The 25,988-nt window shown below is 45.7% G+C and carries 21 protein-coding genes; 2 read left to right on the forward strand and 19 right to left on the reverse strand.

Annotation, left to right across the window (positions count from 1 at the left end; genetic code table 11):
• Nucleotides 1-54: 54 nt before the first annotated feature.
• Nucleotides 55-717 (reverse strand): hypothetical protein, encoded by a 663-nt coding sequence (locus tag ABCM67_RS05330; RefSeq protein ID WP_195634834.1) that lies wholly within the window; start codon nt 715-717, stop codon nt 55-57.
• 16 nt (nt 718-733) lie between these two features.
• A complete protein-coding gene (locus ABCM67_RS05335) occupies nt 734-1,564 on the reverse strand; it encodes a transglutaminase-like domain-containing protein (protein ID WP_195634833.1) in 831 nt (276 codons plus the stop codon).
• A gap of 140 nt (nt 1,565-1,704) precedes the next feature.
• On the opposite strand from ABCM67_RS05335, the gene ABCM67_RS05340 reads away from it, so the two are divergent.
• Nucleotides 1,705-1,866: a hypothetical protein gene (locus ABCM67_RS05340; RefSeq protein WP_195634832.1), complete on the forward strand. Its 162-nt coding sequence runs from the start codon at nt 1,705-1,707 to the stop codon at nt 1,864-1,866.
• A gap of 36 nt (nt 1,867-1,902) precedes the next feature.
• On the opposite strand, the gene spoIVA is transcribed toward ABCM67_RS05340, so the two are convergent.
• From spoIVA to ABCM67_RS05360, 4 genes are all read right to left on the reverse strand, one after another.
• Nucleotides 1,903-3,372 (reverse strand): stage IV sporulation protein A, encoded by a 1,470-nt coding sequence (spoIVA, locus tag ABCM67_RS05345; RefSeq protein ID WP_022426914.1) that lies wholly within the window; start codon nt 3,370-3,372, stop codon nt 1,903-1,905.
• 145 nt (nt 3,373-3,517) lie between these two features.
• A complete protein-coding gene (locus tag ABCM67_RS05350) occupies nt 3,518-5,215 on the reverse strand; it encodes a [FeFe] hydrogenase, group A (protein ID WP_015525283.1) in 1,698 nt (565 codons plus the stop codon).
• Between the two features lie 15 nt (nt 5,216-5,230).
• Entirely contained in the window at nt 5,231-7,102 is a 1,872-nt protein-coding gene (locus ABCM67_RS05355) for an NADH-quinone oxidoreductase subunit NuoF (protein WP_021653014.1), read from the reverse strand.
• Nucleotides 7,099-7,578, reverse strand: coding sequence for an NAD(P)H-dependent oxidoreductase subunit E (locus tag ABCM67_RS05360; protein ID WP_015525285.1), 480 nt, complete (start codon nt 7,576-7,578; stop codon nt 7,099-7,101). Before ABCM67_RS05360 ends, ABCM67_RS05355 begins: the two co-directional genes overlap by 4 nt.
• Before the next feature lie 400 nt (nt 7,579-7,978).
• Here ABCM67_RS05360 and ABCM67_RS05365 point away from each other — a divergent pair, with 400 nt between their 5' ends.
• On the forward strand, nt 7,979-9,487 hold the full coding sequence (locus ABCM67_RS05365; RefSeq protein ID WP_118608062.1) for a 4Fe-4S dicluster domain-containing protein: 1,509 nt from the start codon (nt 7,979-7,981) through the stop codon (nt 9,485-9,487).
• A gap of 424 nt (nt 9,488-9,911) precedes the next feature.
• Here the strand turns inward: ABCM67_RS05365 and ABCM67_RS05370 are convergent, their stop codons facing one another.
• The 13 genes from ABCM67_RS05370 to ABCM67_RS05430 all read right to left on the reverse strand — a co-directional run bounded on the left by ABCM67_RS05370 (nt 9,912) and on the right by ABCM67_RS05430 (nt 25,984).
• Nucleotides 9,912-10,673 (reverse strand): glucosaminidase domain-containing protein, encoded by a 762-nt coding sequence (locus ABCM67_RS05370; RefSeq protein WP_342992600.1) that lies wholly within the window; start codon nt 10,671-10,673, stop codon nt 9,912-9,914.
• A 30-nt stretch (nt 10,674-10,703) separates the two neighbouring features.
• Nucleotides 10,704-11,555, reverse strand: coding sequence for a bifunctional 5,10-methylenetetrahydrofolate dehydrogenase/5,10-methenyltetrahydrofolate cyclohydrolase (locus ABCM67_RS05375; protein WP_021651424.1), 852 nt, complete (start codon nt 11,553-11,555; stop codon nt 10,704-10,706).
• Nucleotides 11,556-11,569: 14 nt separating this feature from the next.
• On the reverse strand, nt 11,570-12,199 hold the full coding sequence (locus ABCM67_RS05380) for a cyclodeaminase/cyclohydrolase family protein (protein ID WP_021977714.1): 630 nt from the start codon (nt 12,197-12,199) through the stop codon (nt 11,570-11,572).
• A gap of 98 nt (nt 12,200-12,297) precedes the next feature.
• Complete coding sequence (locus tag ABCM67_RS05385; RefSeq protein WP_147603537.1) at nt 12,298-13,983, reverse strand: formate--tetrahydrofolate ligase; 1,686 nt, start codon at nt 13,981-13,983, stop codon at nt 12,298-12,300.
• 98 nt (nt 13,984-14,081) lie between these two features.
• Nucleotides 14,082-14,744, reverse strand: coding sequence for a DUF3786 domain-containing protein (locus ABCM67_RS05390; RefSeq protein WP_147603538.1), 663 nt, complete (start codon nt 14,742-14,744; stop codon nt 14,082-14,084).
• 27 nt (nt 14,745-14,771) lie between these two features.
• The gene (gene acsV / locus ABCM67_RS05395) at nt 14,772-16,712 is read right to left on the reverse strand and encodes a corrinoid activation/regeneration protein AcsV (RefSeq protein ID WP_147603539.1); all 1,941 of its coding nucleotides are present in this window, start codon (nt 16,710-16,712) and stop codon (nt 14,772-14,774) included.
• A gap of 148 nt (nt 16,713-16,860) precedes the next feature.
• Nucleotides 16,861-17,646 (reverse strand): carbon monoxide dehydrogenase/acetyl-CoA synthase methytransferase subunit, encoded by a 786-nt coding sequence (gene acsE, locus ABCM67_RS05400; RefSeq protein ID WP_015525295.1) that lies wholly within the window; start codon nt 17,644-17,646, stop codon nt 16,861-16,863.
• Nucleotides 17,647-17,756: 110 nt separating this feature from the next.
• A complete protein-coding gene (gene acsC, locus ABCM67_RS05405) occupies nt 17,757-19,103 on the reverse strand; it encodes an acetyl-CoA decarbonylase/synthase complex subunit gamma (protein ID WP_015525296.1) in 1,347 nt (448 codons plus the stop codon).
• 21 nt (nt 19,104-19,124) lie between these two features.
• Nucleotides 19,125-20,066 carry an acetyl-CoA decarbonylase/synthase complex subunit delta gene (acsD, locus tag ABCM67_RS05410; protein WP_015525297.1) on the reverse strand — a complete coding sequence of 314 codons (942 nt, stop codon included), beginning with the start codon at nt 20,064-20,066 and terminating at the stop codon, nt 19,125-19,127.
• A gap of 172 nt (nt 20,067-20,238) precedes the next feature.
• Nucleotides 20,239-22,368: an acetyl-CoA decarbonylase/synthase complex subunit alpha/beta gene (gene acsB / locus ABCM67_RS05415; protein WP_059085928.1), complete on the reverse strand. Its 2,130-nt coding sequence runs from the start codon at nt 22,366-22,368 to the stop codon at nt 20,239-20,241.
• Between the two features lie 17 nt (nt 22,369-22,385).
• Nucleotides 22,386-23,159, reverse strand: a complete 774-nt coding sequence (locus tag ABCM67_RS05420) for a carbon monoxide dehydrogenase accessory protein CooC (RefSeq protein ID WP_015525298.1) — start codon at nt 23,157-23,159, stop codon at nt 22,386-22,388.
• A 44-nt stretch (nt 23,160-23,203) separates the two neighbouring features.
• Complete coding sequence (gene cooS / locus ABCM67_RS05425; RefSeq protein ID WP_059085929.1) at nt 23,204-25,096, reverse strand: anaerobic carbon-monoxide dehydrogenase catalytic subunit; 1,893 nt, start codon at nt 25,094-25,096, stop codon at nt 23,204-23,206.
• A gap of 117 nt (nt 25,097-25,213) precedes the next feature.
• Nucleotides 25,214-25,984, reverse strand: coding sequence for an AAA family ATPase (locus ABCM67_RS05430; protein WP_021975845.1), 771 nt, complete (start codon nt 25,982-25,984; stop codon nt 25,214-25,216).
• Between the last annotated feature and the right edge of the window lie 4 nt (nt 25,985-25,988).

The following is a 25,988-nucleotide window of genomic DNA, read 5'->3' on the forward strand; positions in this document are numbered from 1 at the left end:
AAATACCATTGAACTGAAAACCATAATTATATTTATTTATCGGTCTGGCGAATCTTATTTGCTGATCACGTCCAGTACGATTTCCTTCCCTTTTTTGTCTTTGTATGTATTGACCCAGAATCTTGTGTATTCCAACAGATATTCCTGTCCGTCACCATAACAGCCATCTGTCTTTCTGGTACGAAGAGGTCTGCCAAGGGCTTTCCGCAGTGCTACAGAACTCTTTTCTCTTACAAATGCTTTCCTTAATCTTGAAGATGTTCTGGCATCGTATACACCAGTTTTTATATTAAAAGCATAAAATCCAGCTCTGGACTGTCCATATGCGGAATAATAAACGCCTTTTACCATCTGTGCATACCGGTTAAATCCATAGTATTTCCCGCCGATCTTTTTTACAAGAAGATAGTTCTCCCCGAAGAATGTTCCACCTTTATAAGCCTTTCCGGTGTTGGAAAAATAGTATCTGTATGTCATTTTTTTGCCGGTAGTCTTATTAGCGACAGTCACGGTTTTCCATGTATTCTTTACTTTTTTTCCCTTCACATAATAGTAGTATTGTCCGCCCTCTTTTTTGAGACCGTTTTTTACCTTGGCTACCTTGGCTGTAGATGCTGCCTGTACAGTCTGAACCGCAATAAGCGGTTCAGCTGCCGGCATCTGGAGCATCATCAGACAAAGTACTGCTGCCAGGATCTTCTTTGTCCACTTTTTCATGATCTGCTCCTGTTCTTTAGAGAACGATATCTTCTCTTCCTTCAGTTTTATAGTATTTTTTCATGGATGAAGATTTCTGCATATAATATTTAACATCTTTTCTGGATTTGTTTCCTGCTGCATTTGCATCAAATGTATACCAGGTATTTCCAATCTTGATCTCTGTCCATCCATGTGGCTGCCATTTATTTTTATTAAATACATTACTTTTTCCCCAGCATACACGGACCGGAAGTCCTGTTGCACGTTTAGCCTGTACTGCAAAGGCTGATGCAACACCGTAGCAGTTTCCTTTTTCCATTCCCATGGTCAGATATGCAAACATCTGGCTTTTACCTTTTGTAAACTGCAAAGGTTTTCCGTCAAAGCCCTTCATTCTCATATATCCATATTTTTTGGAATAGTTAAACAATTTCTGAAGAGCCGTTTTTTTCTGCGCAGTTGTAGTCAAACTTGCAGAAATCTTCTGGCTGCGAAGCACTGAATCTGTCATCTTGATCAGTTCTGCATTTGCTTTTTTGGATTTCCCAGTGTATTTTCCGTTGGAAGCAAACTGCATGGTTTTGTAGGTATTTCCGGATTTTACTGTATACCATCCGGTCTTTCTTGCACCATTCGAGCCTAAATAATATATCGCACCATTGATCTTTTTTAATTTGTTGGTAACTTTTTTACCTTTGATGTAGTAATAATACTGACCGCCCTCTTTTTTCCAGCCATTTTTAACAGCTGCTTTTGCGGTTGTTGTGGTTGCTGTTGTTGCCGCCTGCGCACACACTGTGCCAAATGTCAGGCAAAACAGCATTGTGATCATGAGAACAAGCTGTGCGAATCTTCTCTTTTTCATGGTTTCTTTTCCTCCTGTTTTAAAAATCTTCATACCCGGTGATAATTATAGCATTGCTCTGATTTTCTTGCAATATAATGTATAAAATACATTATCTCCTCCAATACTTAACATATCTGAAAAATAAAGGAGGTTTTTCTATGTTTCTCTTTTTTCTTGTATTCTTCGGACTCCAGATCTTTGTTCTTTTCTGCTGTGCCGCTGCAGGAAATGACGCCGCTTCCCAGGAACTATCTGACCAGGAACAGCTTCAGTTTATCGCAGAATGGAAAAAACAACATCAAAAAAAGGACGTCTGCTGAAGAACGTCCTTTTTGCTTTGCAATTCTATTCTCCATTCATATGATGATACACACCAGTCCGCCTTTGCTGTCATTTACGATCTTCTTCATAGTATCCTGAAGCTTCACCTGACTTTCTTCGCTGATCATGGCCAGCTTGTTCCGGATTCCGTCTTCCACCAGCTGCTGGATGGATTTTCCGAAAATATTGGTCTCCCAGATACTTTCCCCTCTCTCCGGGCTTTCTCTGATATACTTTATCAGGTCCTCCGCCTGCTGTTCTGTACCAACGATCGGAGCGATCTCCGTTTCGATTCCCGCCCGGATCATATGAATGGACGGACTTTTTGACCGGATCTTTACTCCGAATTTATTTCCCTGACGGATCACCTCTGGTTCCTCAATAGTGATCTCGGAAAGCTCAGGCACCACAACCCCATACCCTGTTCCTTTTACCGCTTCCAGGGCAGCCTGGACTTTTACAAATTGTTCCTTCATACCGGCAAGCTCTTTTATGGTCTGGATCAGTTCATATTCGCTTTCCATGGATATCCCGCTCATTTCACTGAGCATCTGATAATAATAAATGTCTTTTACTGCGATCCGGATACGGACTTTTCCATCGGAAAGACTGACCTGCTCAAGTAATGTATCTTCCACATATGGACTTTCCAGATATACTGATTCTCTGCTTACATCACGCACATGAGTAAGTCTGGTCATCTTTTCCCGAATCTCATTTAACAGAGCCGCCTTTACCTCATGTTCCGGAGAAAGCATCTCCACCCATCTGGGAACAAAAAGCTCTATCTCACTGACCGGGAATTCATAAAGGATCTTCTCCAGGATTCTGGTCACATCCTCTTTTCGAAGCTGTTCACAGTTGACTGCCAGAACGGATACTCCAAATTTCTCTTCCAGATGTTTTACAGTTTTTCCGGTTTCCTCACTGTAGGGAGTCTGGGAGTTTACCAGGATCAGAAAGGGTTTTCCCTGGACTTTCAGCTCTTTTATGGTCTGTTCCTCTGCCGGGATAAAATTTTCTCTGGGAATCTCCCCGAAACTTCCGTCTGTTGTGACTACAATCCCAATGGTGGAATGCTGGCTGATCACTTTTTCCGTTCCAATGCGGGCTGCATCATGGAACGGGATTGCTTTTTCCTGCCAGGGAGTTTTGACCATCCGCTCCCTGCCTTCTTCCACATTTCCGGATGCATCTTTTACCAGAAAGCCTACACAGTCAATGAGTTTTACCCGAATTTTCTGGTTTTCCCCTATGGATACTTCCACTGCTTCTTTTGGAATAAATTTGGGTTCTACGGTGGTGATCATTTTTCCGGCACCGCTTAATGGCAGTTCATCCTGAAGTTCTGCTCTTTTTCCCTCGCTGATCGATGGCAGTGCTATCAGCTCCATAAATCTCCGGATAAATGTGGATTTTCCTGTACGGACCGGTCCCACAACCCCTATGTAGATATCCCCGCCCGTCCGCGCCTGGATATCACGGTAAACCTGAAAGTTTTCCATATAAAAAAGCCTCCCTGCATATACTGGCCTGTAAGTTCCGGGAAACGTCTTAAAAAAGACAGTTCCCGCATACCACAGTATATGCCCGGAAGGCTTCTTATATGCTGCTGTTCACCGGGAACAGCAGCCCTTTGTATTCCTCATATCAGTCTTTGATATAGAACTCATTGTGAAGCAGATGATGCTCTTTGCCTTTGAGGAGTCCCTCATAAAGCTCCAGAACCAGTGGGTTCTCATCGGATTTCTTGATGATCATGGTATTGTCTGCATTGTACAAACCTCTTGCTCTGGCTGCCTTGGTTCTGTCACCGGATCTGGTCGGCTGACCTCCACCCATGATACATCCACGGCGGCATGCCATAACCTCGATCAGATGATAGTTTGCCTCGCCGTTCTTTACACGTTCCATAACGGTTCTTGCATTTGCAAGGCCACTGGCTACGCATACATTGATATCCATTCCCTTGTACGGTACGGTAAATTCCTTGATTCCCTCTTCACCACGAACACCGCACTCTGCAATCTCATGCATGGCTTCCTTGCTGTGATCCGGGCTCAGTCTTCGAAGAACTGCCTCGGTAACACCACCGGTAACACCGAAGATAACGCCACCGCCGGAACCAAATCCAAACGGCATATCGCATGCTTCCGGATCCAGTGTTGCAAAATCAAGACCAAAGTTATCGATCATGCGGAGAAGCTCTGTGGTTGTGATAACGATATCGGTATCCTGCTCGCCATCGGTAAAGCTGTTGGGGCGGATTGCCTCTGCCTTCTTGGCTGTACATGGCATAATGGAAACCATAACGGTCTTCTTGCCTGCTGCATGCTCCGGATCACGGAAGTATTCCTTGATAACCGCAGACATCATTCCCTGTGGGGAACGGCAGGTAGAAATGTTCGGAACATATTCCTTATACTGATCTGTGATGAACTTCACCCATGCAGGACAGCAGGAGGTCAGAAGCGGAAGGTTCTCACCCTTCTCTACTCTGTTTAAGAACTCCTTGGTCTCTTCCATAATAGTAAGATCGGCACTGAATGTGGTATCGTATACTTCGTCAAAGCCCATTCTGTGGAGTGCGTTGACGATCTTGCCCATAACGCTCCTGCCCTTTGTGAGGCCGTAGTGATCACCAACTGCTACACGGACTGCCGGCGCGATCTGGGCAACCACACGGGTATCCTTGTCCGCAAGTGCATCCCAAACCTCATCCATATGTGTACGAATGGAGATGGCTCCTGTCGGACAGTAAACACGGCACTGACCACAGTTTACACACTGTGTCTCAGCAATCTTTTTATTGAATGCAGGCATAACCATGGCCTCTGTTCCACGGAATGCGAATCCAAGAGCTCCGATTCCCTGAAGTTCCTCGCAGGCACGTACACAGTTGCCGCAGAGGATACATTTGTTCGGATCACGGATGATGGACGGTGAACTGTCATCGATCTCGTGCTGTTCTCTTGTATTTTCAAAACGGATATCCCGCACGCCAAGGCGATGTGCCAGCTCCTGCAGGATACATTCGCCGCTCTTTACACAGGTTGTACAGTCACGGCAATGTGCTGCAAGAAGCAGCTCCACGATCAGTTTACGATATTTCTTAATACGACCGGAGTTGGTATAGATAACCATTCCGTCTCTCGGCTGCTCGGAACAGGAGGCAAATGTTTTGCCTCTGTCATCCTCAACTGTACAGAGACGACAGGCACCAAAGGTGGAAACCTCTGAATGATAGCACAGTGTGGGGATATTGATACCGGCATTCCTGATGACTGTCAGGACATTTTTTTCGTCAGTAAATTCTACTTTTCTTCCGTCAATTGTCATTGTACCCATAAGATATCCTCCCTTCTATGCTTCCACATAAATCGCATCAAAGTTACAGTTATCCTTACAGGATCCGCATTTGATACATACGTCATTGTTGATTACATGTGGATGCTTGATCTTTCCTGAAATCGCACCAGTCGGACAGTTCTTTGCACACTTGCCGCAGCCGATACAGAACTCAGGATTGATATGGAATTGACGGAGCGCCGTGCAGACCTTCGCACGACATTTTTTATCTACGATATGCTCTACATATTCGTCACGGAAACGCTTCAGAGTACTGATGACCGGAAGCGGTGCACTCTTACCGAGTCCGCACAGGGCCATGCTCTGAACCATGTTTGCAAGCTCTTCCAGCTCATCCAGATCGGAAAGCTCACCCTTACCTGCAACGATTCTCTCCAGGATCTCAAGCATACGTTTGGTACCCTCACGGCAGGGAACACATTTACCACAGCTCTCACGCTGTGTAAAGCTCATGAAGAAACGCGCAACCTCTACCATACAGGTATTCTCATCCATAACAACAAGTCCACCGGAACCCATGATGGCATCCAGCTTCTTAACAGAATCAAAATCAAGCGGATGATCGATCTGATCGTCGATCAGACATCCACCAGAAGGACCGCCGATCTGTACACCCTTAAATGCAGCACCGCTCTTAAGACCGCCGCCGATGTCATAAATGATATGACGGAGGCTTGTTCCCATCGGCACCTCGATAAGGCCAGTGTTCTCAATGGAACCGGTAAGTGAGAAGGTCTTTGTTCCGGGGCTTCCCTCTGTACCGATGGTGTGGAACCAGTCAGCACCCTGAAGGATGATCTTCGGTACGTTGGCGTAGGTCTCTACGTTATTGAGGACGGTAGGCTTACCCCACAGACCCTGCTCAACCGTTCTCGGAGGTTTTACTCGAGGCATACCTCTGTTGCCTTCGATAGAAGCAGTCAGGGCAGAACCTTCACCACATACGAACGCTCCGGCACCGCGATTGATATGTAAGTGGAAATTAATACCGGAACCAAGGATATTATCACCAAGAAGGCCATAGGACTCTGCCTGCTCAATAGCCATTCGAAGTCTCTGTACAGAAAGAGGATACTCGGCACGCACATAAATATAACCATCTTCTGCACCTACTGCATAGGCAGCGATCACCATACCCTCGATCATCTTGTAAGGATCACCTTCCATTACGGAACCATCCATAAATGCTCCCGGGTCACCCTCATCACCGTTACATACTACATAACGGACTTTTTCCGGCTGGCGTGCAACCTGTGACCATTTCTTGCCTGCAGGGAAGCCTGCACCGCCACGGCCGCGGAGACCAGACTTCGAGATCTCGTCGATAACACCCTGTGGGGTCATCTCAAAGAAAGCCTTCGCCATAGCGGAAAATCCGCCTACGGAAATATATTCATCAATGGACTCTGCATCGATCTTGCCACAGTTCTCAAGAACGATCCTTGTCTGCTGGTTCAGGAACGGAATGTCACTGGGATGTGGACAGGCCTCATCATTATGACGATAAAACAGACGCTCGACAGGCAGTCCGCAGATCACGGTCTTCTCTACGATCTCGCGACAGTCGTCTACCTGAACATGTACATACTGATAATCATAGGGTTCAATTCTCATAAGAGGACCCAGTTCACATAAGCCCTGGCATCCGGTCTTAACGATTCCTACATGAGGAACATCCTTTTGCATCTCAACCGCAACACCCTCGATTCCCTCACAGAGTCTTGACATTTCTTCATAAATCTTCTGAGCACCGGAAGCAATACATCCGGTACCGGAACAGACGAGAACACGGCAGGTATAGCCATCAAGATTCTTCTTAACCTCAGCCTGTTTGTTTTTCAGATCTTCCATACTGGTTATACTCATACGCTCTCACCTCTCAATTCATTTAAAAGCTCAACAGCCTTCTCAGGAGTCATCTTCGGGTGAACTTCATCATTTACAGTCAGTGTCGGTGCAAGTCCGCAGGCACCAAGACAGGAAACTGTCTCAACGGTAAACATCATATCATCTGTAGTATGCTTCTTATGACTCAGTCCAAGTTCCTTCAGCATTGCTTCCTTTACAGGCATGGACTTACGTACATGACAGGCAGTACCGTCACATACCTTGATGATGTACTTGCCTTTCGGCTCAAAGGAAAAGTTTTCATAGAAAGTAGCTACACTGTACGCCTTCGCTTCTTTTACACCAATCTGTTCCGCAACATAAGTAAGAAGCTCTCCCGGAAGATAACGGTACTCAGCCTGAATATCCTGCATGATCGGAATCAGTGATGCAGCTTTCCGGCCGTAGTGCTCGATGATCTCGTCCGTTTTTCTGTAATACGTCTGGTCTAACATTCGGTTCCCTCCTTGTTTCTCATAGATTTTCCACTTGATCAACCTGTTCCACTACAGGTTAATGCTTTAACACTCTGTCAGTGCCGCGCATTTATGCAAATCATTATTTTGCACTATTTCATGCCTTTAATTATAACTTATATGGTCATTTTTCACAAGCAGTTTTTTTGCTTTTTTCAGAATATATCGAAATGTTTACAACGGCTTACTGATTTTATATCTATTTTCCATAAAATATGTTCAATTTTTAACAGTTTTGATAATAAAGATACAAATCTGCTCTTTGTTTCTGCCCCAAAACATTAAAGCCGGTTATTGATTTTATTTCTCAATTACTTTAAGATAGATAAAAAGTGCGTGGAAAACATTTAATTAATTTATTTTGTAAAGGAGAACATCTATGCGAAATCTTGACACACCAGTAAAACAGATCCGGCGAAAGATTTTTACCGAAATTGCTAAGATCGGATTTGAATCCACGGACGAATCAATGATCCATGATATCGAATCCATTCCCTACAATATTGTAGAGGAACGCGCGAAATACCGTGAAAGCATCTATCGTGAAAGAGCTGTTGCAAGCGAACGTGTCCGTCTGGCCATGGGACTTTCCCTCCGCCCGGAAAATCGTTCCGTCCACCTTACCGATGGCGTGAAGGCCAGCAACATTGACGAGAAATATTATGAACCACCTCTTATGCAGGTGATCCCTTCCGCATGTTCCGCATGCGAATCCAACAAATACGAAGTCAGCAACATGTGCCGCGGCTGTGTCGCACATCCCTGTTTACTCACCTGCCCCAAAGGCGCCATTTCCATGGTAAACGGAAAATCCTTCATCGACCAGGACAAATGTATCCATTGCGGAAGATGCAAAGCTGTCTGTCCTTACGATGCCATCGCCCATAAAGAACGCCCCTGCGAACGTGCCTGCGGTGTAAAAGCCATCGAGAGCGATGAACAGGGACGCGCCTCCATCAACCAGGATAAATGCGTATCCTGCGGCATGTGCATGGTCAGCTGTCCATTCGGAGCTATCTCCGACAAATCCCAGATTTTCCAGCTGGCACATGCCCTCCGAGAAGGAACTGAGATCATTGCAGAAATCGCCCCCGCCTACATCAATCAGTTCGGCGAAGACGTCACCCCGGGCCAATTCCGCTCCGCTCTCAAACAGCTGGGCTTCTCAAACATTTATGAGGTAGCACTGGGCGCAGACATCGGCTGCATCTCTGAAGCACACCACTACGCCAAAGAAGTAGCAACCGGCCACCTCCCGTTCCTCCTCACCTCCTGCTGCCCATCCTGGTCAGTCATGGCAAAAAAATACTTCCCGGCTATGATCGACAACATCTCCCAGGAGCTGACCCCGATGGTGGCAACTGCCCGGATCGTAAAAAAAGAGCACCCCCATGCGAAAGTAGTCTTCATCGGACCATGCGCCTCCAAGAAACTGGAAGCCATGCGTCATTCCGTAAGAAGTGATGTAGACTTCGTGATCACCTTCGAGGAACTCTGGGGCCTGTTCGACGCCAAAAGCATCACCCCATCCACCTGCGAAGAGCTCCCGGAAGAAACCCAGGCCGCAACCGCAGCAGGACGAGGCTACGCCATTGCAGGCGGCGTAGCCGGAGCCATCGAAAACTGTCTGAAGGAATACTATCCCGATGTACCAGTCCACATCGAACACGCAGAAAGCCTTGCCGAATGCAAAAAAGTCCTCACTCTGGCAAAAGCCGGCAAGATCAAAAACTGCATGATCGAAGGAATGGCCTGCCCCGGAGGCTGCATCGGAGGCGCCGGAACCAACGCCGGCTTCGCAAAAACCTCCAAGGCCCTCAAAAAATACGTAGACAGCTCAGAACCAAAACTCCCCTCACAGGAACTGGAAAACCTGGAGTTGAACTAAATACCCCCAATATATCGAAATACTTTTTAAGCATTATTAAATAAAAAACGGAGATGCAACCTAGATGATTAAAAATCCAGGTTACATCTCCATTTTTTATCAACCAGGACAGGGCAAAGCCCGCCTCCATCCCTCATCCACATCCTTCCCCATAGCCAGACAACCTAACACCGCCAACGCACAGGCCCGGAAGGGAGTGCGGTTCTGTCTGCGGACGACTCTGCAGGAGGTGTGCTGGATCTTAGGCGGCGGGACTTCTGCGTTATTTTTCAAAAGCCAGCTGTCTGAGCGGCAAAAAGCCGCGAGTTCTGGCTTTTGGAAAATGGTTTTAGCAGAATCCCGGCGCCTTAGATCCAGCCGCCGACGAAGCCCGGCCGCGGACAGAACCGCACTCCCTTCCGGGCCGTCCCGTTCGCCACCACCACTACTTCTCCACCGTCTCCGTACTCTCCGGCCAGGTATACTCCTCCCCCTTCAACTCCGCCAGAAGACTCCTAAGCTTATATCCATAACTTCTCCCGGCGGCCCATCCGCCACCATAAGGATTCTCCTGGATCCCAAGCCACTCCACATAAGGCGCACTCTCACGGGAAACATACTGGAACCGATTATCCACACAAGCCTGGTTCAACTCCTCCGAAGAAGCATAAGCCTTCAGATGCTGCACCTGCGCCCGGATCCCCGTCCTTACATCAGGAAAAGAATTACCGGCAACACCACCACCGGTAGTCCCAAGTCCGGAAAAATTAAACTGCCCTGCACTGGCATCCCCACCAAACTGAAGCCATCCGGTCTCAAGCATGGCCTGCTCAAAAACAACCTCTCCACGGACGCCCTCCGCATCCGCTTCCTCTATCACAATCGTGCAAAACGTATCAATATCCGGTGCACCACCCTCCGTCAGGATGCCGGAAGGATACTCCACATTCTGCGCCTCATACTGCACTACCATATCCTCCGCATCCACTGTGGTACACCCCATGATCGTATAATATCCATAAGTATTATCTGTGGAATCATCCACAAAACCCTCTGTATCACTCTCTCCAGATGACTGAGGCTTCGAAATCTGACCCTCCATAGAATGATCCGCTTCCTCTGCCAAAACACCTGCAGGCGTTCCGAACACCAGAACGCCTGCAAGTACCATCATCCGTAAACAAAAACTATTTCGGAATCTGTACATATATAAATGATCAACCCTTTATTACTGTTATTACTGCGCTTTTCTCATTGCAGCTTCAACCACATGACCTACAAGAACAGAAGTTGTAACACTTCCTACTCCGCCAGGAACCGGTGTGATCGCATCAACGATTGGCTCAACTGCCGTATAATCAACATCACCACAAAGCTTGCCCTCTGCATTGACATTGATACCAACATCGATAATAGTCTGTCCCTCTCTGACATAGTCAGCACCAACAACACCAGCACGGCCAGCTGCAACGATAACGATATCCGCCTCTTTTGCAACGGATGGCATATCAACGGTTCTTGTGTGGCAGATAGTAACTGTCGCATTTTTCTTAACAAGCATCATTGCAGCCGGTTTACCAACTACAAGGCTTCTTCCGATCACAACCGCTTTTTTACCTGTGCAGTCGATTCCATAGTGATCAAGGATCTCCATGCATGCCTGCGGTGTACATGGCGGGAATCCGATCTTCTTGCCTGTAAATACACCAGACATGGAAAGATCTGTCATACAGTCAACATCCTTCTCTGCTGCAAGTGCATTCTCGATCACTGCCTGATCCAGATGTTTTGGCAGCGGACGGAACAGAAGAACTCCATGGATCTTGTCATCTTTGTTTACTTTATCGATGGTTGCAAGAAGCTCATCCTGGGAAACATCCTCCGGAAGAAGGATTTTCTCACATGCAACACCAAGAGTCTCACAGCGCTTTGTAGCACCTCTCTCATAGGAAATATCGCTTGGATTCTCACCAACACGGATAATGCAAAGTGTAGGATCTACACCTTTTGCCTGAAGCTCTGCAACGTTCGCTTTGATCTTTTCATTGAGAGCCGCTGTTACTTCTTTACCTAATAACTGCTTTGCCATTTGTCTGGTTCCTCCTATTTCAGTCTTCCGAGAACACTGTCAAATGTCTCGTCTGCGATCTTTGTATATTTCTCAAGCATAGCGTCTGCTTTTTTGTTTAATTCCTCTGCATACGCACGGTCAGCCATAGATTTTGTGTTAATGTACACATTCAGGCTTGCTCCCTTAAGAGCTGCTTTGCAGAATGCAGCACCTACACCAGCATCACTGATTGCAAGCTTGGAACCTTTTGCTCCGAACTCAACGATAAGTTCAATAGCCTCGCAGCATTTCTCCATGATCTCCATAGGAACAGAGCATGCTTCCTTGAGGGCAGCTTCCATTACTCGAGCCTTCTCAGCCTTCTCTTCTTCTGTCTCTCTCGGCATTCCGTAAGCCTTGGAAAGAGGCTCAAAAACTTCCGCATCTCTCTCGATCAGATGAAGGAAATCTTTCTGAAGCTGATCACATTTCTTTTTCAGCTCCCACATTTCATCTTCTACATCTGCATATTTTTTCTTACCGACAGTAAGGCTTCCAACCATGTTTCCAAGAGCTGTACCAACCGCACCTACAAGAGCAGAAGCGCCACCGCCGCCTGGAACCGGTGCCTTGGAGCTTAATACCTCGACAAATTCAGTACAAGTACTTGTAGAAAATCCCATAGGACTCTCCTCCTTATATTCTTATTTTAGCACTCTTTAGAGCCCATTGGGGGCTTTATAAAAAGCCCCCTCCGGTTGTTTTTGATCTTATGTTCCGATTAGAAGAGACCTGTGATCTTACCTGTCTCATCTACATCGATCTTGGTTGCTGCCGGAGCTTTCGGGAGACCTGGCATAGTCATGATCTCACCTGTCAGAGCAACGATGAATCCTGCACCTGCGGAAATCTTCAGGTTACGTACTGTTACCTCAAAGTCTGTCGGTGCACCAAGTTTTGTCTGATCATCAGTCAGACTGTACTGTGTCTTAGCAACACAGATCGGGCAGTTGCCAAATCCAAGTGCTTCCAGCTGTTTTGCCTGTTTCTGAGCATTTGCTGTAAGAACAACTTTCTTACCACCGTAAACTTTCTGTACGATGTTATTCAGTTTATCCTCGATGGATCCCTCAAGCTCATAAGCATATGTGAAGTCATTCGGCTCCTCAACAAGACGGATTACTTCCTCAGCAAGCTTCATGCCGCCTTCGCCGCCTTTTGCCCATACCTCGGAAAGTGCAACGTTAACGCCAAGCTCTTTACATTTTGCCTCAACCAGGTCAAGCTCTGCCTTGGTATCGGTCGGGAATGCATTGATAGCAACTACACATGGAAGTTTGTATACATTCTTGATATTGCTTACATGTTTCAGAAGGTTTGGAAGACCTTTCTCAAGAGCCTCAAGGTTCTCGTTGTTCAGATCTGCCTTCGGAACACCACCGTTGTATTTCAGCGCACGAACAGTAGCTACGATAACAACTGCGCTTGGATGAAGGCCTGCCATACGACACTTGATGTCAAGGAATTTCTCTGCACCAAGGTCAGCACCGAATCCAGCCTCTGTGATAGCATAATCTGCAAGTTTCATAGCCATCTTTGTAGCTGTTACGGAGTTACATCCATGAGCGATGTTTGCGAATGGTCCGCCGTGTACGATTGCAGGAACATGCTCCAGTGTCTGTACAAGGTTTGGTTTCAGGGCATCTTTCAGAAGTGCTGTCATAGCACCCTCTGCATGAAGATCACCAGCTGTTACCGGTTTCTGCTCGGAAACTTTACCATAGGTATATCCGATGATGATTCTGGAAAGTCTCTCTTTCAGGTCTTTGATGTCACTTGCGAGGCAAAGAACTGCCATGATCTCAGATGCAACTGTGATGTCGTATCCGTCTTCACGAGGCATACCGTTTGTTCTTCCGCCAAGACCATCTACTACATTACGAAGCTGACGGTCGTTCATGTCCACGCAACGTCTCCATGTGATCTTTCTCGGGTCAATGTTCAGGTCATTGCCCTGGAAGATATGGTTGTCGATCATTGCTGCAAGAAGGTTGTTTGCCGCACCGATCGCATGGAAGTCACCGGTAAAGTGAAGGTTGATATCCTCCATCGGAACTACCTGTGCATAACCGCCGCCTGCTGCACCACCTTTTACACCGAATACCGGTCCGAGGGATGGCTCACGAAGAGCTACCATTACTTTTTTGCCCATTTTCTGCATTGCATCTGCAAGACCAACGGTTGTTGTTGTTTTTCCCTCTCCTGCAGGTGTCGGGTTGATAGCTGTTACGAGGATCAGCTTACCATCTTTCTTGTCACTCTCTTTTAACAGATTGTAATCAATTTTTGCTTTGTACTTACCGTACTGCTCCAGATATTTGTCGTCAATACCTGCCTTCTCTGCAATCTGTGTAATTGGAAGCATTTCGCACTCCTGTGCAATTTCGATGTCACTTTTAAATCCCATAATGTTACCTCCCTTTAGGTATTTTTACAGTTTTTAATCCCTTAAAACTGCATCTCTATAAAAACAGGTCCCATCCTGTTCTTAACTATTTTTCATTTTTAAAGACATTTCAGAAATGCCTTTAAAGACCCAATGATAACGTCTCCCATAACGGCCATATCCTCAGCCGCAAAGGAAACCGGAAAATTATCAGAAAACAAGATCTGTGAGGACGGCGGAAATTCATCATCCCCCTCCCAGAGGATCATCTGAACTACATATCCCGGAAAGATCTCCACCTGGTATGCAATATCTCCATAATCCACGGGAACCGCATGGATGTGTTCCATGATCTCCTTGAAATCCTTAAGTCTGTTTCCATATGTGAAAGCCAGGCGTTTGATGCATCTGCCATCAAACTGACGGAGATAAACCTCTCCCCAGGGCATTTCCCTGTATGTTTTAAACCTTCCGCTTCCCTGAGATACATTCCCGTTCAGCAGAAAACGGATAGCAAGGATCTTTGCATAATGCATTTCCTCAAGAGGATAAAATCCCGCATCATCTTCCTCATGAGTTACCTGAAAATCCGGCCAGGAAATATAATAAACGCTTCCCAGGAATTTCAGAGTCAGTTCTTTCTTCTCTTCGTCATAAGGAAGTGAAAGACGTCCGGCAATTTCTGCCGGGTCTGCCTTAGCGAACTCCTCTGTATAATGCTCCCAGGGCATTCTTTCTTTGCTGTCTTTTTCATAATTCAAGTCATTTATACTAAAAGCCATGTTTTACCTCTGCTGTTTTAGTCTGCTTTATCTCTTCTGCTGTTCTTCCATAACAGACGGAAACAGATTTGTGTCCGTATGCGGAATAAAGCATGCACCTACAAACTCATCCATATAGGTAGGAACTGTAGAAAGCTCCAGGTAAGTCATATTTGAAGCCAGTTCATAGGTTTTCTTCTCTGCTGATGTGGAATGAAGCATCAGATAAGCACCCGTAAGAGAAGAGTTTCCAATGTAATGGAACTTCTCAAGAGGGATATCCGGGAACATTCCGATATGCACTGCATTAGCCATATTGATCCCGCTTCCGATTCCACCGGCAACATATACGTCATCGATCATGGACACATCGAAATCAAGAGAATTCAGCATAGTACGGATTGCAGAGAAAATAGCACCTTTGGCACGGATAAAATTATCAATATCTACTTCTGTGATCTCAACATCCTTGGCAGAACCGGCTTCCTCTTCAAACGCGATCACATAGCTTCCCATGCCATAATGATCGTGACGGATTCTTTTGCCCTCACGGACAAATTTTCCCTTCGGATTGATGATTCCTGTCATAAAAAGTTCACTGATCACATCAATGATACCGGAACCGCAAAGTCCTACCGGTTTGGTTCCAGGTTCGCCTACAACCTTATATGTCGGCTCCATAGTTTCTTTATCAATGGTACATGCCTCAATAGCACCGTCTGTAGCACGCATACCGCAGCTGATATCTCCACCCTCAAAGGCAGGACCTGCGGAACATGCACAGCTCATCATAAAATCGGAATTACCGAATACAAGCTCTCCGTTAGTACCAAGGTCGATAAACAGAGAAAATTCCGGTCTGTTCCAGATCATACTTACCAGTGTACCGGCAGTGATATCTCCACCTACATAGCTTCCGATATTCGGAGCCATGATAATATGTGCATCCGGATTGATCTCAATTCCCACATCCGATGCAAACAAGGAATTTGTTTTGAAAAACGTAGGAATATACGGTTCCATACGAAGCGGATCCGCATTGATCCCTGCAAACAGATGATTCATGGTTGTATTAGAAGCAACACACATCCGGTAGATCTGTTTCTCCGGGAAATGAATACTTCTGCACATCTCATGGATCATCGGGTTAATGGTCTCTTTGATCACCGCATCCTGAAGTTTCTTCTTTCCGCCAGGTTTCTGAGATTCGATGATACGGTTGATAACATCCGCACCAAAACGGATCTGTCCGTTTCCGGAAGAACTCTTGGCCAGGATCTCTCCTGTTTCCATATTGATCAGGACTGCCGAAACGGTTGTGGTACCGATATCTACAGCAAGACCGCCGATCACAACATCTTTCTTACTGTCAAAAATATCATAAACATACATGTCATTTGGTGCTGTACGAACCACGCACTTCACAGAAAATTTACTCTCACGAAGTACATCTGGAAGCTTCTTAAGCACCGCATACGGAATTCTGACACGCTTCAGGTTCATAAACTTCTGAAGTGCACGGGTCAGTCTTTCATTATCCGGCATGGTATCATCCAGTGATGGAATATCCATCTGAAGTTCCACAACATCAAGACTGTTTGTAAGTTCTATGCCAGCCATCTCAACTTCATGCTTGGCATTTTCAAAAATAGCGATTTCTTCTTTTGAGCTCAAATCAGCCACTTTCATTCGGCTCTTATATGCGGATGCAATATCCGGAACAAGAACCTCCACATCTGCACTGATCTTGCTCATACAGGCCAGACGCCAGCCTGCGCCATATTCTTCATCCGAAATATGAAGAGTTTTCTTTGAGTCCAGTTCTCCGCTTTTTAACTGTACCCGACATTTTCCACAGGCTCCGTTTCCGGAACATGGTGCATCGATAGCCACATTGGCACCACGAGCAACCTCCAGCAAATTATCCCCCGCATTAGCAAATGCTTCTACCGTACTGCCATTTTCAAAAGCAAAAGTCACCTTAAACATTCGGCAACCACCTTTCTCGCCTCGTAAAAGTTATTCGTCTTCCACCTGTGGCGTTGGGAGTTAGACTAAACTATATTAGTAAAAAAGAGGCTGAAGGCCGAAGCCCCCAGCCTCTGAAACAGCGCTCCTGTTTTGTTCACACGCCAAATTAGATCTCAAGGTAAGAATCTGCGTAAAGTGTGTTACCCTTGAATACGTCACAGGATTTGATTGTCTCCATAAGACGAAGGTCGTTAGGGTTAACGATTGCAGATGTAAGACCATTCATCATAGCCATAGCTACAAGAGCAGAGTCCATGATCGGACGGATATGTTTTGGCATACCGTTACTGTTGTTGGAAAGACCGCCAGTGGAGTTCAGACCCATCTCGGAGAACATCTTGATTGCCTCAAGAACTTCCATCTGTTTGTCCTGCATTCCTTTTACAACAAGGAAAAGCGGATCAAACCAGAGATCCTCTGCTTCCATACCAAGGCCAAGACCTCTCTCAAGCATGTTCTGGCAATGCATCATACGCTCGTCATTGTCTGATGCAACCATACCGGAAGAGCAAAGTGCGATACAGATCGCATCGTTAGCTGCTGCAAGGTCGATATTGGAAATTCTGTCTCCAGCATCTGCAGAGTTTACGATCGGTTTACCTTTGCTTCTGTTGTATACGGAAATACCAGCCTCAATAGCTTTCTGATTTGTAGTATCCAGAGCAAGCGGAACATTGTCAAACTCAGACTGAAGGAGCTGTACTGCCCATTTCATAAGGTCCTCGCCATCGTTCTCAGCCGGTCCGATGTTTACATCAAGATATGTAGCGCCCGCATCAAGCTGCTGTTTTGCTCTTTTGATGATCGGCTCAGGATCTCTCTCAGTAAATGCTTTATTTACTGCCGGTGCTGTTGTTGAAAGTCTCTCCCCAATTGTTACAAATTTTGCCATACTCGTGTTCTCCTTTACATATTAGTAGGATATGGCTGTGCAGCAAACCTGCACAGCCGTTTATAACTGCCGGCGATATTGCCGGACAGCTGATTTCTTAAACCTTAAGTTTATGCATCAAGGTCTTTTAAGAATTTCACAAGCTGTACTGCTTCTCTTGGTCCTACGATGATCTCCCATCCAGGAAGCTTAGCCTCAAGATCGCCCTTAAGAACTGCTACTTTACCAGGAATAACCAGTCTTCTGCATTTAACCTTCGGCTCAACATTCTCTTTGATATACTCGGAGATGCTGTTTCCGGAGAATTTACCTGCTGCCCAGGATGTAAGTACGGAAAGTCCGCCTGCATCATTGATCACCAGGTTAAGCGGAACACCGGAACGCTCCAGCTCGCCAGATACTACGAAATATGTAAGAGCAAAGTCTACTGTTGTTACAACGAGAGAATTCTCGTCTGCTCCGTTCAGAGGATAAATGCCCGGTTCTACCTTCATTGGCTTCTGCGGGTCTGTAAATACGTTCTGACGAAGACCGAACAGCGGAAGTGCCTCTGCATATGTCATCTGCTCCATAACGATGATAGAACCATATTTCATAGTAAACATGGAAGCAAGTGCTGCCTGTAAATGTTTGTCACCCTTCGCAAGTTTAACAAGGTTAACGATAGAAGGATAACCAAATGTTCTGTCCTGATTCTTAAGAGCTGCACGACGAACCTGTACAGTATTTGCAAAGGTCTCTTTGATGTCAGCTCCTGTTGTATCAAGTACAAGATTCTTGTTGCCAAGTTTCTCAATAGCTGCTGTAGTATCATATAACTCATTGATGTCCTTACCGGATACACCGAGAACTACGCCTGCATCTGTAGCAACCTTGCTCATTGCCTCGTAGTTGGAAGCGTTTGCTCCGTTAAGAACCGGTTTGCCGTCCTTACATACTTCAAGGGCAGCTTTTGCGATCTCAGGATCTGTACAGCCAAGGATCAGTGTTCTTCCAAGACCTTTAGCCTTCTCTACAAGTGCTGTAAATTTTGCAGCATCTGCATTCTCATCGCAGTTTACATACACAAGCTCTACATGCATTCTCTCACCGATACGATCATAGTCAACGTGTGGGATCTCTGCAAGTTTTGCTTCTACTTCTTCATCACTCATGCATGTGCAAAGTGATACGGCATATCTTGTTTTGCTTACAAATGTCTTCTCATGTCTGAAAAGAACAGTCTCTCCACCAAGTGTAAACTCTCCATCGCCTGTTCCGATCTTGATAGTTTTCATTGGCGGTGCAGTTGCCTCAGAAAGAGATGCTAATGCATCCTCGGACATATGAGGACACTGCTCAATTTTCATAGCGCCCTGTGCAACTTTCATAGAGAAAGCCATACATGTAGGGCATCCACATTCCTTACAGTTTTTCTTTGGTGTTAATTTAAAGATCTGAATACCATTCAGTGCCATAGCTCTTTATCCTCCTATTTATTACGCAAGTGCTTTGATCAGCTTGGAAATTGTCTTAACAGATTCCGGATGTCTTAAGATAACTGCATCAGAACCAGCTGCAAGATCAGCTGCTGCTGTCTCAACTTCCATGTCGATTCCACGCTCGTCCTGTGGTCCCCATGCCGGCATGTCTGCTTCAGAAGCCATTGCCTCTTTAACATTCCATGTCTCAGCGGATACAGGTGTAATAATAGGCATCTGCAGCATGTTATCATTCTGCCCTAAAGCGGCACCTTTGATACGGTCCATAGTAGATACTACGTACTCATATCCATAACCAACTGCTGCACTACCGATATTCATAACGATCTTCTTAGCATCTACACCAAGCTGTGTAGTAACAACGTTAAGCTGTTTAGCAAGGTTGATATCAACGGCAGACTCAGCGCCTACGATCTGATTGTAAGCAAGACCTGCTGCTGCACCGATTGCTTTGTAGTTCTCCTCTTTCTCGGAAAGGATCAGTGCATTTCTGCCCTGAAGAGCCTCTGCAACCTTCGGAAGGAGCTCTGCATCCTTCTCAACATTCTTGCAGCCCTCTACAACCAGTGGACAGTCAACTGCATCTGCAACTTCTTTAACAACTGCGATCAGCTCATCGATAGATTTGTTAACACCGTTCGGGTCACCGCCCTCAAGAATAAGTGCAACAAAGTCAGCACCCTCCATAGCTGCAGCTTTCTTAGCAATGTCAGCCATTGTAGTAGCGCCTTCATAGTAAGCTTTGATACCTTCAGATACGCCCTCAAGACCCATATCAGAGATCTCTACACCGATCTTCGGGCAGTTCTCTGACTCTGCGTCAAAGGAATAAAATGGGAATGTACAATCCCCACCAATTGTCACAGTCTTATCTCCGCTTCCGATTGTGACAGCATTAATCTTTGCATTGAACTTTTGTGGTTTCTGATTAAACGGCATTTTTCGTTAGCCTCCTTAAAAATAATAATTAAAAACTACAGAGCTTCTTATATTATACTACATAGCACCAGTTATTGGCAAGATGCAGCACTATATTTCTGTTAAAAAATCAACAAACTTTTTAACAGTTTACAAGAGAAAGGATGTCCGCACATCCTTTCTCCCGGATAAATTACATCATCGGATCAAGTCCGAGAGCCGGATGTCCTTTTTCTGTAAGGAATGCAACCAGTGTCTCTGGATCTTCTGCGATCGTCTCATCACCGATCATGTCTGTAAAGTTATCGATTCCGTAAAGCTCTTTTGCAGTCTTATTAAGTCTGTCAGCTACGAATTCTTTCAGTTCTTTCGGCATCCATACGATACGCTCGATACCGCCCTCAGCCTTCATGAACTTCTTGGAGGAAATGAAATGTTTACCATGTCCCATGAATCCAGGTGTCTGAACTCCACCACCTGTCATGGATGCCATCTCAGGGAATGTCATTCCAAGTGGTGTCATGCCTGCATACTCACGGTTAGCAATAACAACACCGTTGGAGAATGGCTCGATACCACAGATACACTCGAAGCATCCGCAGGAAGTCATCGGATCCTGCATGATGGAGTACAGTGTAACGTGCTCCAGAGCACCCTGGGAGAATTTCTGAACTGCCTCATCAACGTCCTCATAAGAACCAAGATTCTCATCGATCGGACGCTCTTTTGTGATGATCTGGCAAGGACCAGCTGGGTCAAGCTGATGTGTAGCTTTTGCATCCAGCCATGAAACCGCACCGCAAAGACCAAGTCTCTCAGGTGTTACTACACATACGTGGCTTGGTGCGAATGCCTGGCAAAGGATACAGCTGTAATATACGTCAACAGACTCATCTGTCAGAGTATCAAGACGCTCATCACGTTTGTCAAAGATCGGAATTGCAACCTCATGACGGATTCTTGTACACTCAGCAGGATCTGTATAGATAACAACCTCACATTTATCAACAACCGCATCGAACTCATTCTTAACAGATGCATAAAGAACCTCACCGATATGTTTGATTCTGAAGCCTGCATTAAATGCCTCAATGCTGATACGGATACGCTGCATATCACGCTGTCCTGTATGGTATACACCCTCGATACAGTTGATGTAGTTGTGGAATTTACGCTCGATAACCGGCTCAAAGTCAGACTGCATATTCTTACCTGCAACTTTAACAACATATGCAATGCTGTTCTTGCTGCCGAATTCCATCTCATCTACTTCAGGTCCGATTACTGTGATCTTGTGATCCTCGATCTCAGAAGCATCGCAGGTCTGTACAAGCTCTGCACAGTCTACACGGGAACCATCGAACTCAACCTGCATATCTTTACGACGGATGATCTCACCCTCGAATGCAGATGCGAAAGCAACCGGAATATCGATATTTGTAATTTTGATCTTAATGTCACGTGCCTCAAGGGAAGTAGCGTTGAATTTGCTTACGTCCTCCTGAACGATAAGGCTCTTCGGTACACGGAAGATATTCTCTGTCTCATTTGTAACAACCGGGAATCCAAGTGCGATAGCGCCTGCACCGCATGCTACGATCACATCATCCAGAGGTTTGAATGCGTTAACAAATGCCGGTACACGATCCATTGTGTATTTCATAAGTGTTCCTGCATCTCCAGGTGTTACGTTACCGAAGATCAGAGCTGCACGGATCGCAACGGAAACTACATGAACAACAGATGTAACATCTTTTCCAAGAGGAATAACACGAACGTTGGCACCTGTCTTCATTCCGGCTTCTGCAACCTGATCAATGATTCCGCCAACAAGTGTTACCAGGATACCCTGTGCCTGATAGCTCTTTACAAGAGCAACACCCTCTTCTGTAGTAGGAGCAGCACCAAGGATAACAGCAACGCCTGGGATATCACCTGTTACAAGCGGTACACCGAGCTCACGGATAACAGCATCACCAAGATGTCCATAGCATGGCTCTTCGTAAGGAGTTGCTCCGTCGATATATTTCAGAACCTCGATGAACTCTGCGCAGAGTGCTGTAGCAACACCGGACATGAATGCATCGTTCAGTCTTTTCTCTCTTGTCATAAGTGTTTTTACAACGCCAAGAGCTTCTTTTAATTCTTTTAATGTTGTAACTTTTGTTCCTGTTACAGCATAGTAGCAAGGAAGGCTGTAAGCGGTATTCGGGAAGCTGACAGCTTTGTCTTCGCCATACTGAGCGATCGCGCCGTCAATAGCACCCTCTGTTAAACCATATACAGCATCGTTTCCGCCGAATACTCTATCAAATAAAGTCACTGTAATACCTCCTATTTTTACAGAATTGAATTCTGATCAATTTTGTCTTTGATTTTTCTGATTTCAGCTGTTACAGTTTCACTGAAATCGTAGGGAGATTTTCCCTGACGATCAGCATCTATAACTTCTGTATTGTAGTGGATCATTCCAAGCAGATCCTCTGCCGGGATCTTACTCCGGATAAATTCCTCATCCTCCGGATTTCTTACCTTATTGGCCACGACCTTAACCTGAGAAACTCCCAGATCCTTTGCAAGACGTTTGACATTCTTATATGTCTGTACACTTCTTGCCCCTGGTTCGATCACTACAATAAATTCATCCATGCTCTCCGTGGTGCCCCGGCCCAGATGTTCCAGGCCGGCCTCCATATCCATGATCACCACATCATCTCTGTGGATCACAAGGTTATTGATCACTCTTTTAAGCATCACATGTTCAGGACAGACGCATCCGCCTCCACCTGTTTCCACAGTTCCAAGGACAAGCAGCTTTACGCCATTACAGGTTTTTCCATAAGTATCCGGAATATCGTCTACCTTTGGGTTCAGTTTATAAAACTGATTCTGGCTGTTGGCTCCGGTGCGTTCTTCTATGAGCTTACGCATTTTTGAGATTGGAACAATAGAATCCAAGGTTTCCTCGTCAAATCCAAGGGCAAGACCCAGGTTCGCATCCGGATCCACATCCGCCGCAAGGACTTTTTTTCCCTCATCTGCGTATAGTCTTGCAAGTGTTGCTGCGAAAGTTGTCTTTCCTACTCCGCCTTTACCGGTTACTGCTATTTTCATTTTACGTCTTCCACCTTTTATAACATTTTAAAGATCGCAACGGATTAGATTCCTAATGCTGTTCTCTTCTCTTCAATTCTCTCGATCATAAGATCAACTAATTTCTCGATGTCTGTCTCTACTGTGTAAGCAGCACCTGTCCATTTTCTTGTTCCCTCTGTAAGAAGTTCGCACATTTCTGAAGAACCGGAAACATATGGATCAACGCCAAGGAATGTATCAATACCAGTACCAACTACGTAGTTACCGATGGATACAGCTTTTTCAGACATCCACTCAGGAGCACATCCTACTACAGGAAGCTGATTGATCTGAAGTCCTGCATCTTTTGCAAGTTCAGCAGCCAGGATCATCATACGGGAGATATCTACGCAGGATCCCATATGAAGTACTGGTGGGATATCAGCCAGCTCACAGACACGTTTCAGACCTGCACCGCAGAGATCTCTTGCGGATTTGTCCATCAGACCAGCTTTAGCAGCTGCCTGTGCGGAACATCCGGAAGCGATGATAATGATATCATTTGCGATACACTTCTTCATCAGTTCGATATGTGCATAGTCAGGACGGATCTTAGGATTGTTACATCCAACCATAGCAACAGCACCACGGATAACACCGGAAGTGATGCACTCAAGTAATGGTTTGGTTGTTCCTGTTACGTCAACCTGAGAGTTTGTAACACCATCAAGAACTTTGACGATCGCTTCTACTGAGTAACCAACAGTAGCTTTCTGTTTCAGCTGCGGGATATGTACAAGCTCAGGTTTTCTGTTCTTGAAGTTATCGATAGCCATCTTAACGATTGCTTTTGCATTTTCTCCTGCTGTCTCAGCGTTGAATCTGATAAATTCAGAATCCGGCATCTGAGCGATCGGAGAAGTTGTAACAAATTTAGTATGGAAGCATTTGCTCAGAGGTCCTAATGCAGGGAAGATACACTGAACATCAACTACGATTGCCTCGCAGGCACCTGTCAGTACTACGTTCTCCTGCTGCAGGAAGTTACCAGCCATCGGAACACCACGACGCATAGCTACCTCGTTAGAAGTACAGCACACACCGGAAACGGTGATTCCTTTTGCTCCTACAGATTTTGCATAATCGATCATTTCTTTGCTGTCTGCATACTCACAGATCATCTCAGAAAGACTCGGATCATGTCCGTGTACAACAATGTTTACGTTCTCTTCAACCATTACTCCAAGGTTAGCCTCTGTATCAAGTGGCTTCGGAGTTCCGAATAATACATCAGAGAACTCTGTTCCCATCATGGAACCGCCCCATCCATCAGCCAGACCGCAGCGAATAGACTGTTTTACAAGTGCTTCCGGAAGAGATGAACATCCCATATGAGACATATGCAGGGAGCTTGCAACCTCACGGTCGATAGCACGTGGTGCGATTTCGTTCTCGATCAGTTTTTCTTTCTGTCCTGCAGGCATTCTGTCAAGGAATCTCTGATATCCGAACGGTTTACCATATTCCATAAGACCGATCTCAGCCATCTCATGAGCCAGATCATAGATATCCTTGCCTTCTGTTTCCACGCCCCACTCTTTAGCAATGCGAAGCAGTTTCTCAGGATCTTTTACCTGATAATTTCCGCCCTCTTTTGCACAGTACAGTGTATGGCAGATCTCACGACCATGATCGGAGTGAGTAGCTGCACCACCGGCTGTAAATTTAAGGAAGTTTCTTCCTACGATACCATGAGCATCACATCCGCAGATTCCTCTTGGAGCCTTCGGTGTAATACGACACGGTCCCATTGCACAGATACGGCAGCAGATACCCTGCTCACCGAATTTACAGTGCGGAGTCTGGTTCTTTGCACGGATCTGCCATGCATCTGCTCCTACCTTTGCACCTGTCTCGAGAAGACGGGCTGTAGCGGCTTCAAATTCCTCCACTGTAGTTAATTTGAATTCACTCATTATAGACCTCCTTTAATAGCACATCTATTTTTATTTTTCTTTTTATAATAAGCCCAGGGCAGGAACCCATCCCCACCCATGGGTTATTTTCTTTTTTAAAAAAAGGTTTATATTTCGTTATAAACCTAATTTATCAAAAATTTCAAAAGCTGCTTTTCTCATCGGATTATCCTCAGGAAGAGTAACGGTTGGTTTACCATCGCAGTCATATTCATAAACTGCCTCATCCTGTGGTACCACACCGATCAGATCGAGTCCCTGATTCCGGATTTCCTCAAGGATTCCTGAATTCAGTTCTGCTTTTGGCGCGCGATTGATAATAAGACCTACTCTGGAAGGTTTCATATCACATTCCTTAATAAGCTCTGCAATCCTGCCAACTGCCTGAACACCTCTTCTGGAACAATCGCTTACAAGAATTGCTGTCTCCATACTCGGAAGGATTCCTCTGCTGATGTGTTCCATTCCGGCTTCATTATCCACAACGATATACGGATAATTCTTCTGGTATTTGGCAAGCTGTGCCTGAAGCAGACCATTTACAAAGCAATAGCAGCCTTTTCCCTGGGTTCTTCCCATCACAAGAAGATCGTAATCATCTTCCTCAGCAAGAGCATCCTCGAAACGTACCTCTGCATAATCTGCCTTGGACATTCCTTTTGGAATCGGGCTTTTCTCTGTCATCTCGGCATGTGCGATCTCCTCACGGACATCGCCAAGAGTCGTATCTACTTCTACGCCAAGAACCTCGTTCAGATTTGAATTGGCATCTGCATCTACCGCCAGTACAGGTCCTTTTTTCTTTTCGCAGAGATACTGGATCAGCATTCCGCATAATGTAGTTTTTCCAACGCCGCCTTTTCCGGCGACTGCAATAACATGTGCCATAAAA

The sequence above is a fragment of the Blautia sp. 2227st1_G12_2227SCRN_220401 genome, from assembly GCF_039062885.1.
Taxonomy (GTDB): Bacteria; Bacillota; Clostridia; order Lachnospirales; family Lachnospiraceae; genus Blautia_A; species Blautia_A fusiformis.

Coding starts and splice junctions, on each gene's coding strand:
- ABCM67_RS05335 (WP_195634833.1), bottom strand. CDS start 1,564: ATGAAAAAGAGAAGATTCGCACAGCTTGTTCTCATGATCACAATGCTG.
- ABCM67_RS05420 (WP_015525298.1), bottom strand. CDS start 23,159: ATGAAAATAGCAGTAACCGGTAAAGGCGGAGTAGGAAAGACAACTTTC.
- acsC (WP_015525296.1), bottom strand. CDS start 19,103: ATGGCACTGAATGGTATTCAGATCTTTAAATTAACACCAAAGAAAAAC.
- acsV (WP_147603539.1), bottom strand. CDS start 16,712: ATGTTTAAGGTGACTTTTGCTTTTGAAAATGGCAGTACGGTAGAAGCA.
- ABCM67_RS05380 (WP_021977714.1), bottom strand. CDS start 12,199: ATGGGATTTTCTACAAGTACTTGTACTGAATTTGTCGAGGTATTAAGC.
- ABCM67_RS05385 (WP_147603537.1), bottom strand. CDS start 13,983: ATGGGATTTAAAAGTGACATCGAAATTGCACAGGAGTGCGAAATGCTT.
- ABCM67_RS05430 (WP_021975845.1), bottom strand. CDS start 25,984: ATGGCACATGTTATTGCAGTCGCCGGAAAAGGCGGCGTTGGAAAAACT.
- acsD (WP_015525297.1), bottom strand. CDS start 20,066: ATGCCGTTTAATCAGAAACCACAAAAGTTCAATGCAAAGATTAATGCT.
- cooS (WP_059085929.1), bottom strand. CDS start 25,096: ATGAGTGAATTCAAATTAACTACAGTGGAGGAATTTGAAGCCGCTACA.
- ABCM67_RS05365 (WP_118608062.1), top strand. CDS start 7,979: ATGCGAAATCTTGACACACCAGTAAAACAGATCCGGCGAAAGATTTTT.
- spoIVA (WP_022426914.1), bottom strand. CDS start 3,372: ATGGAAAACTTTCAGGTTTACCGTGATATCCAGGCGCGGACGGGCGGG.
- ABCM67_RS05375 (WP_021651424.1), bottom strand. CDS start 11,555: ATGGCAAAGCAGTTATTAGGTAAAGAAGTAACAGCGGCTCTCAATGAA.
- ABCM67_RS05360 (WP_015525285.1), bottom strand. CDS start 7,578: ATGTTAGACCAGACGTATTACAGAAAAACGGACGAGATCATCGAGCAC.
- ABCM67_RS05340 (WP_195634832.1), top strand. CDS start 1,705: ATGTTTCTCTTTTTTCTTGTATTCTTCGGACTCCAGATCTTTGTTCTT.
- ABCM67_RS05355 (WP_021653014.1), bottom strand. CDS start 7,102: ATGAGTATAACCAGTATGGAAGATCTGAAAAACAAACAGGCTGAGGTT.
- ABCM67_RS05350 (WP_015525283.1), bottom strand. CDS start 5,215: ATGGGTACAATGACAATTGACGGAAGAAAAGTAGAATTTACTGACGAA.
- acsE (WP_015525295.1), bottom strand. CDS start 17,646: ATGGCAAAATTTGTAACAATTGGGGAGAGACTTTCAACAACAGCACCG.
- ABCM67_RS05370 (WP_342992600.1), bottom strand. CDS start 10,673: ATGTACAGATTCCGAAATAGTTTTTGTTTACGGATGATGGTACTTGCA.
- ABCM67_RS05390 (WP_147603538.1), bottom strand. CDS start 14,744: ATGGCTTTTAGTATAAATGACTTGAATTATGAAAAAGACAGCAAAGAA.
- ABCM67_RS05330 (WP_195634834.1), bottom strand. CDS start 717: ATGAAAAAGTGGACAAAGAAGATCCTGGCAGCAGTACTTTGTCTGATG.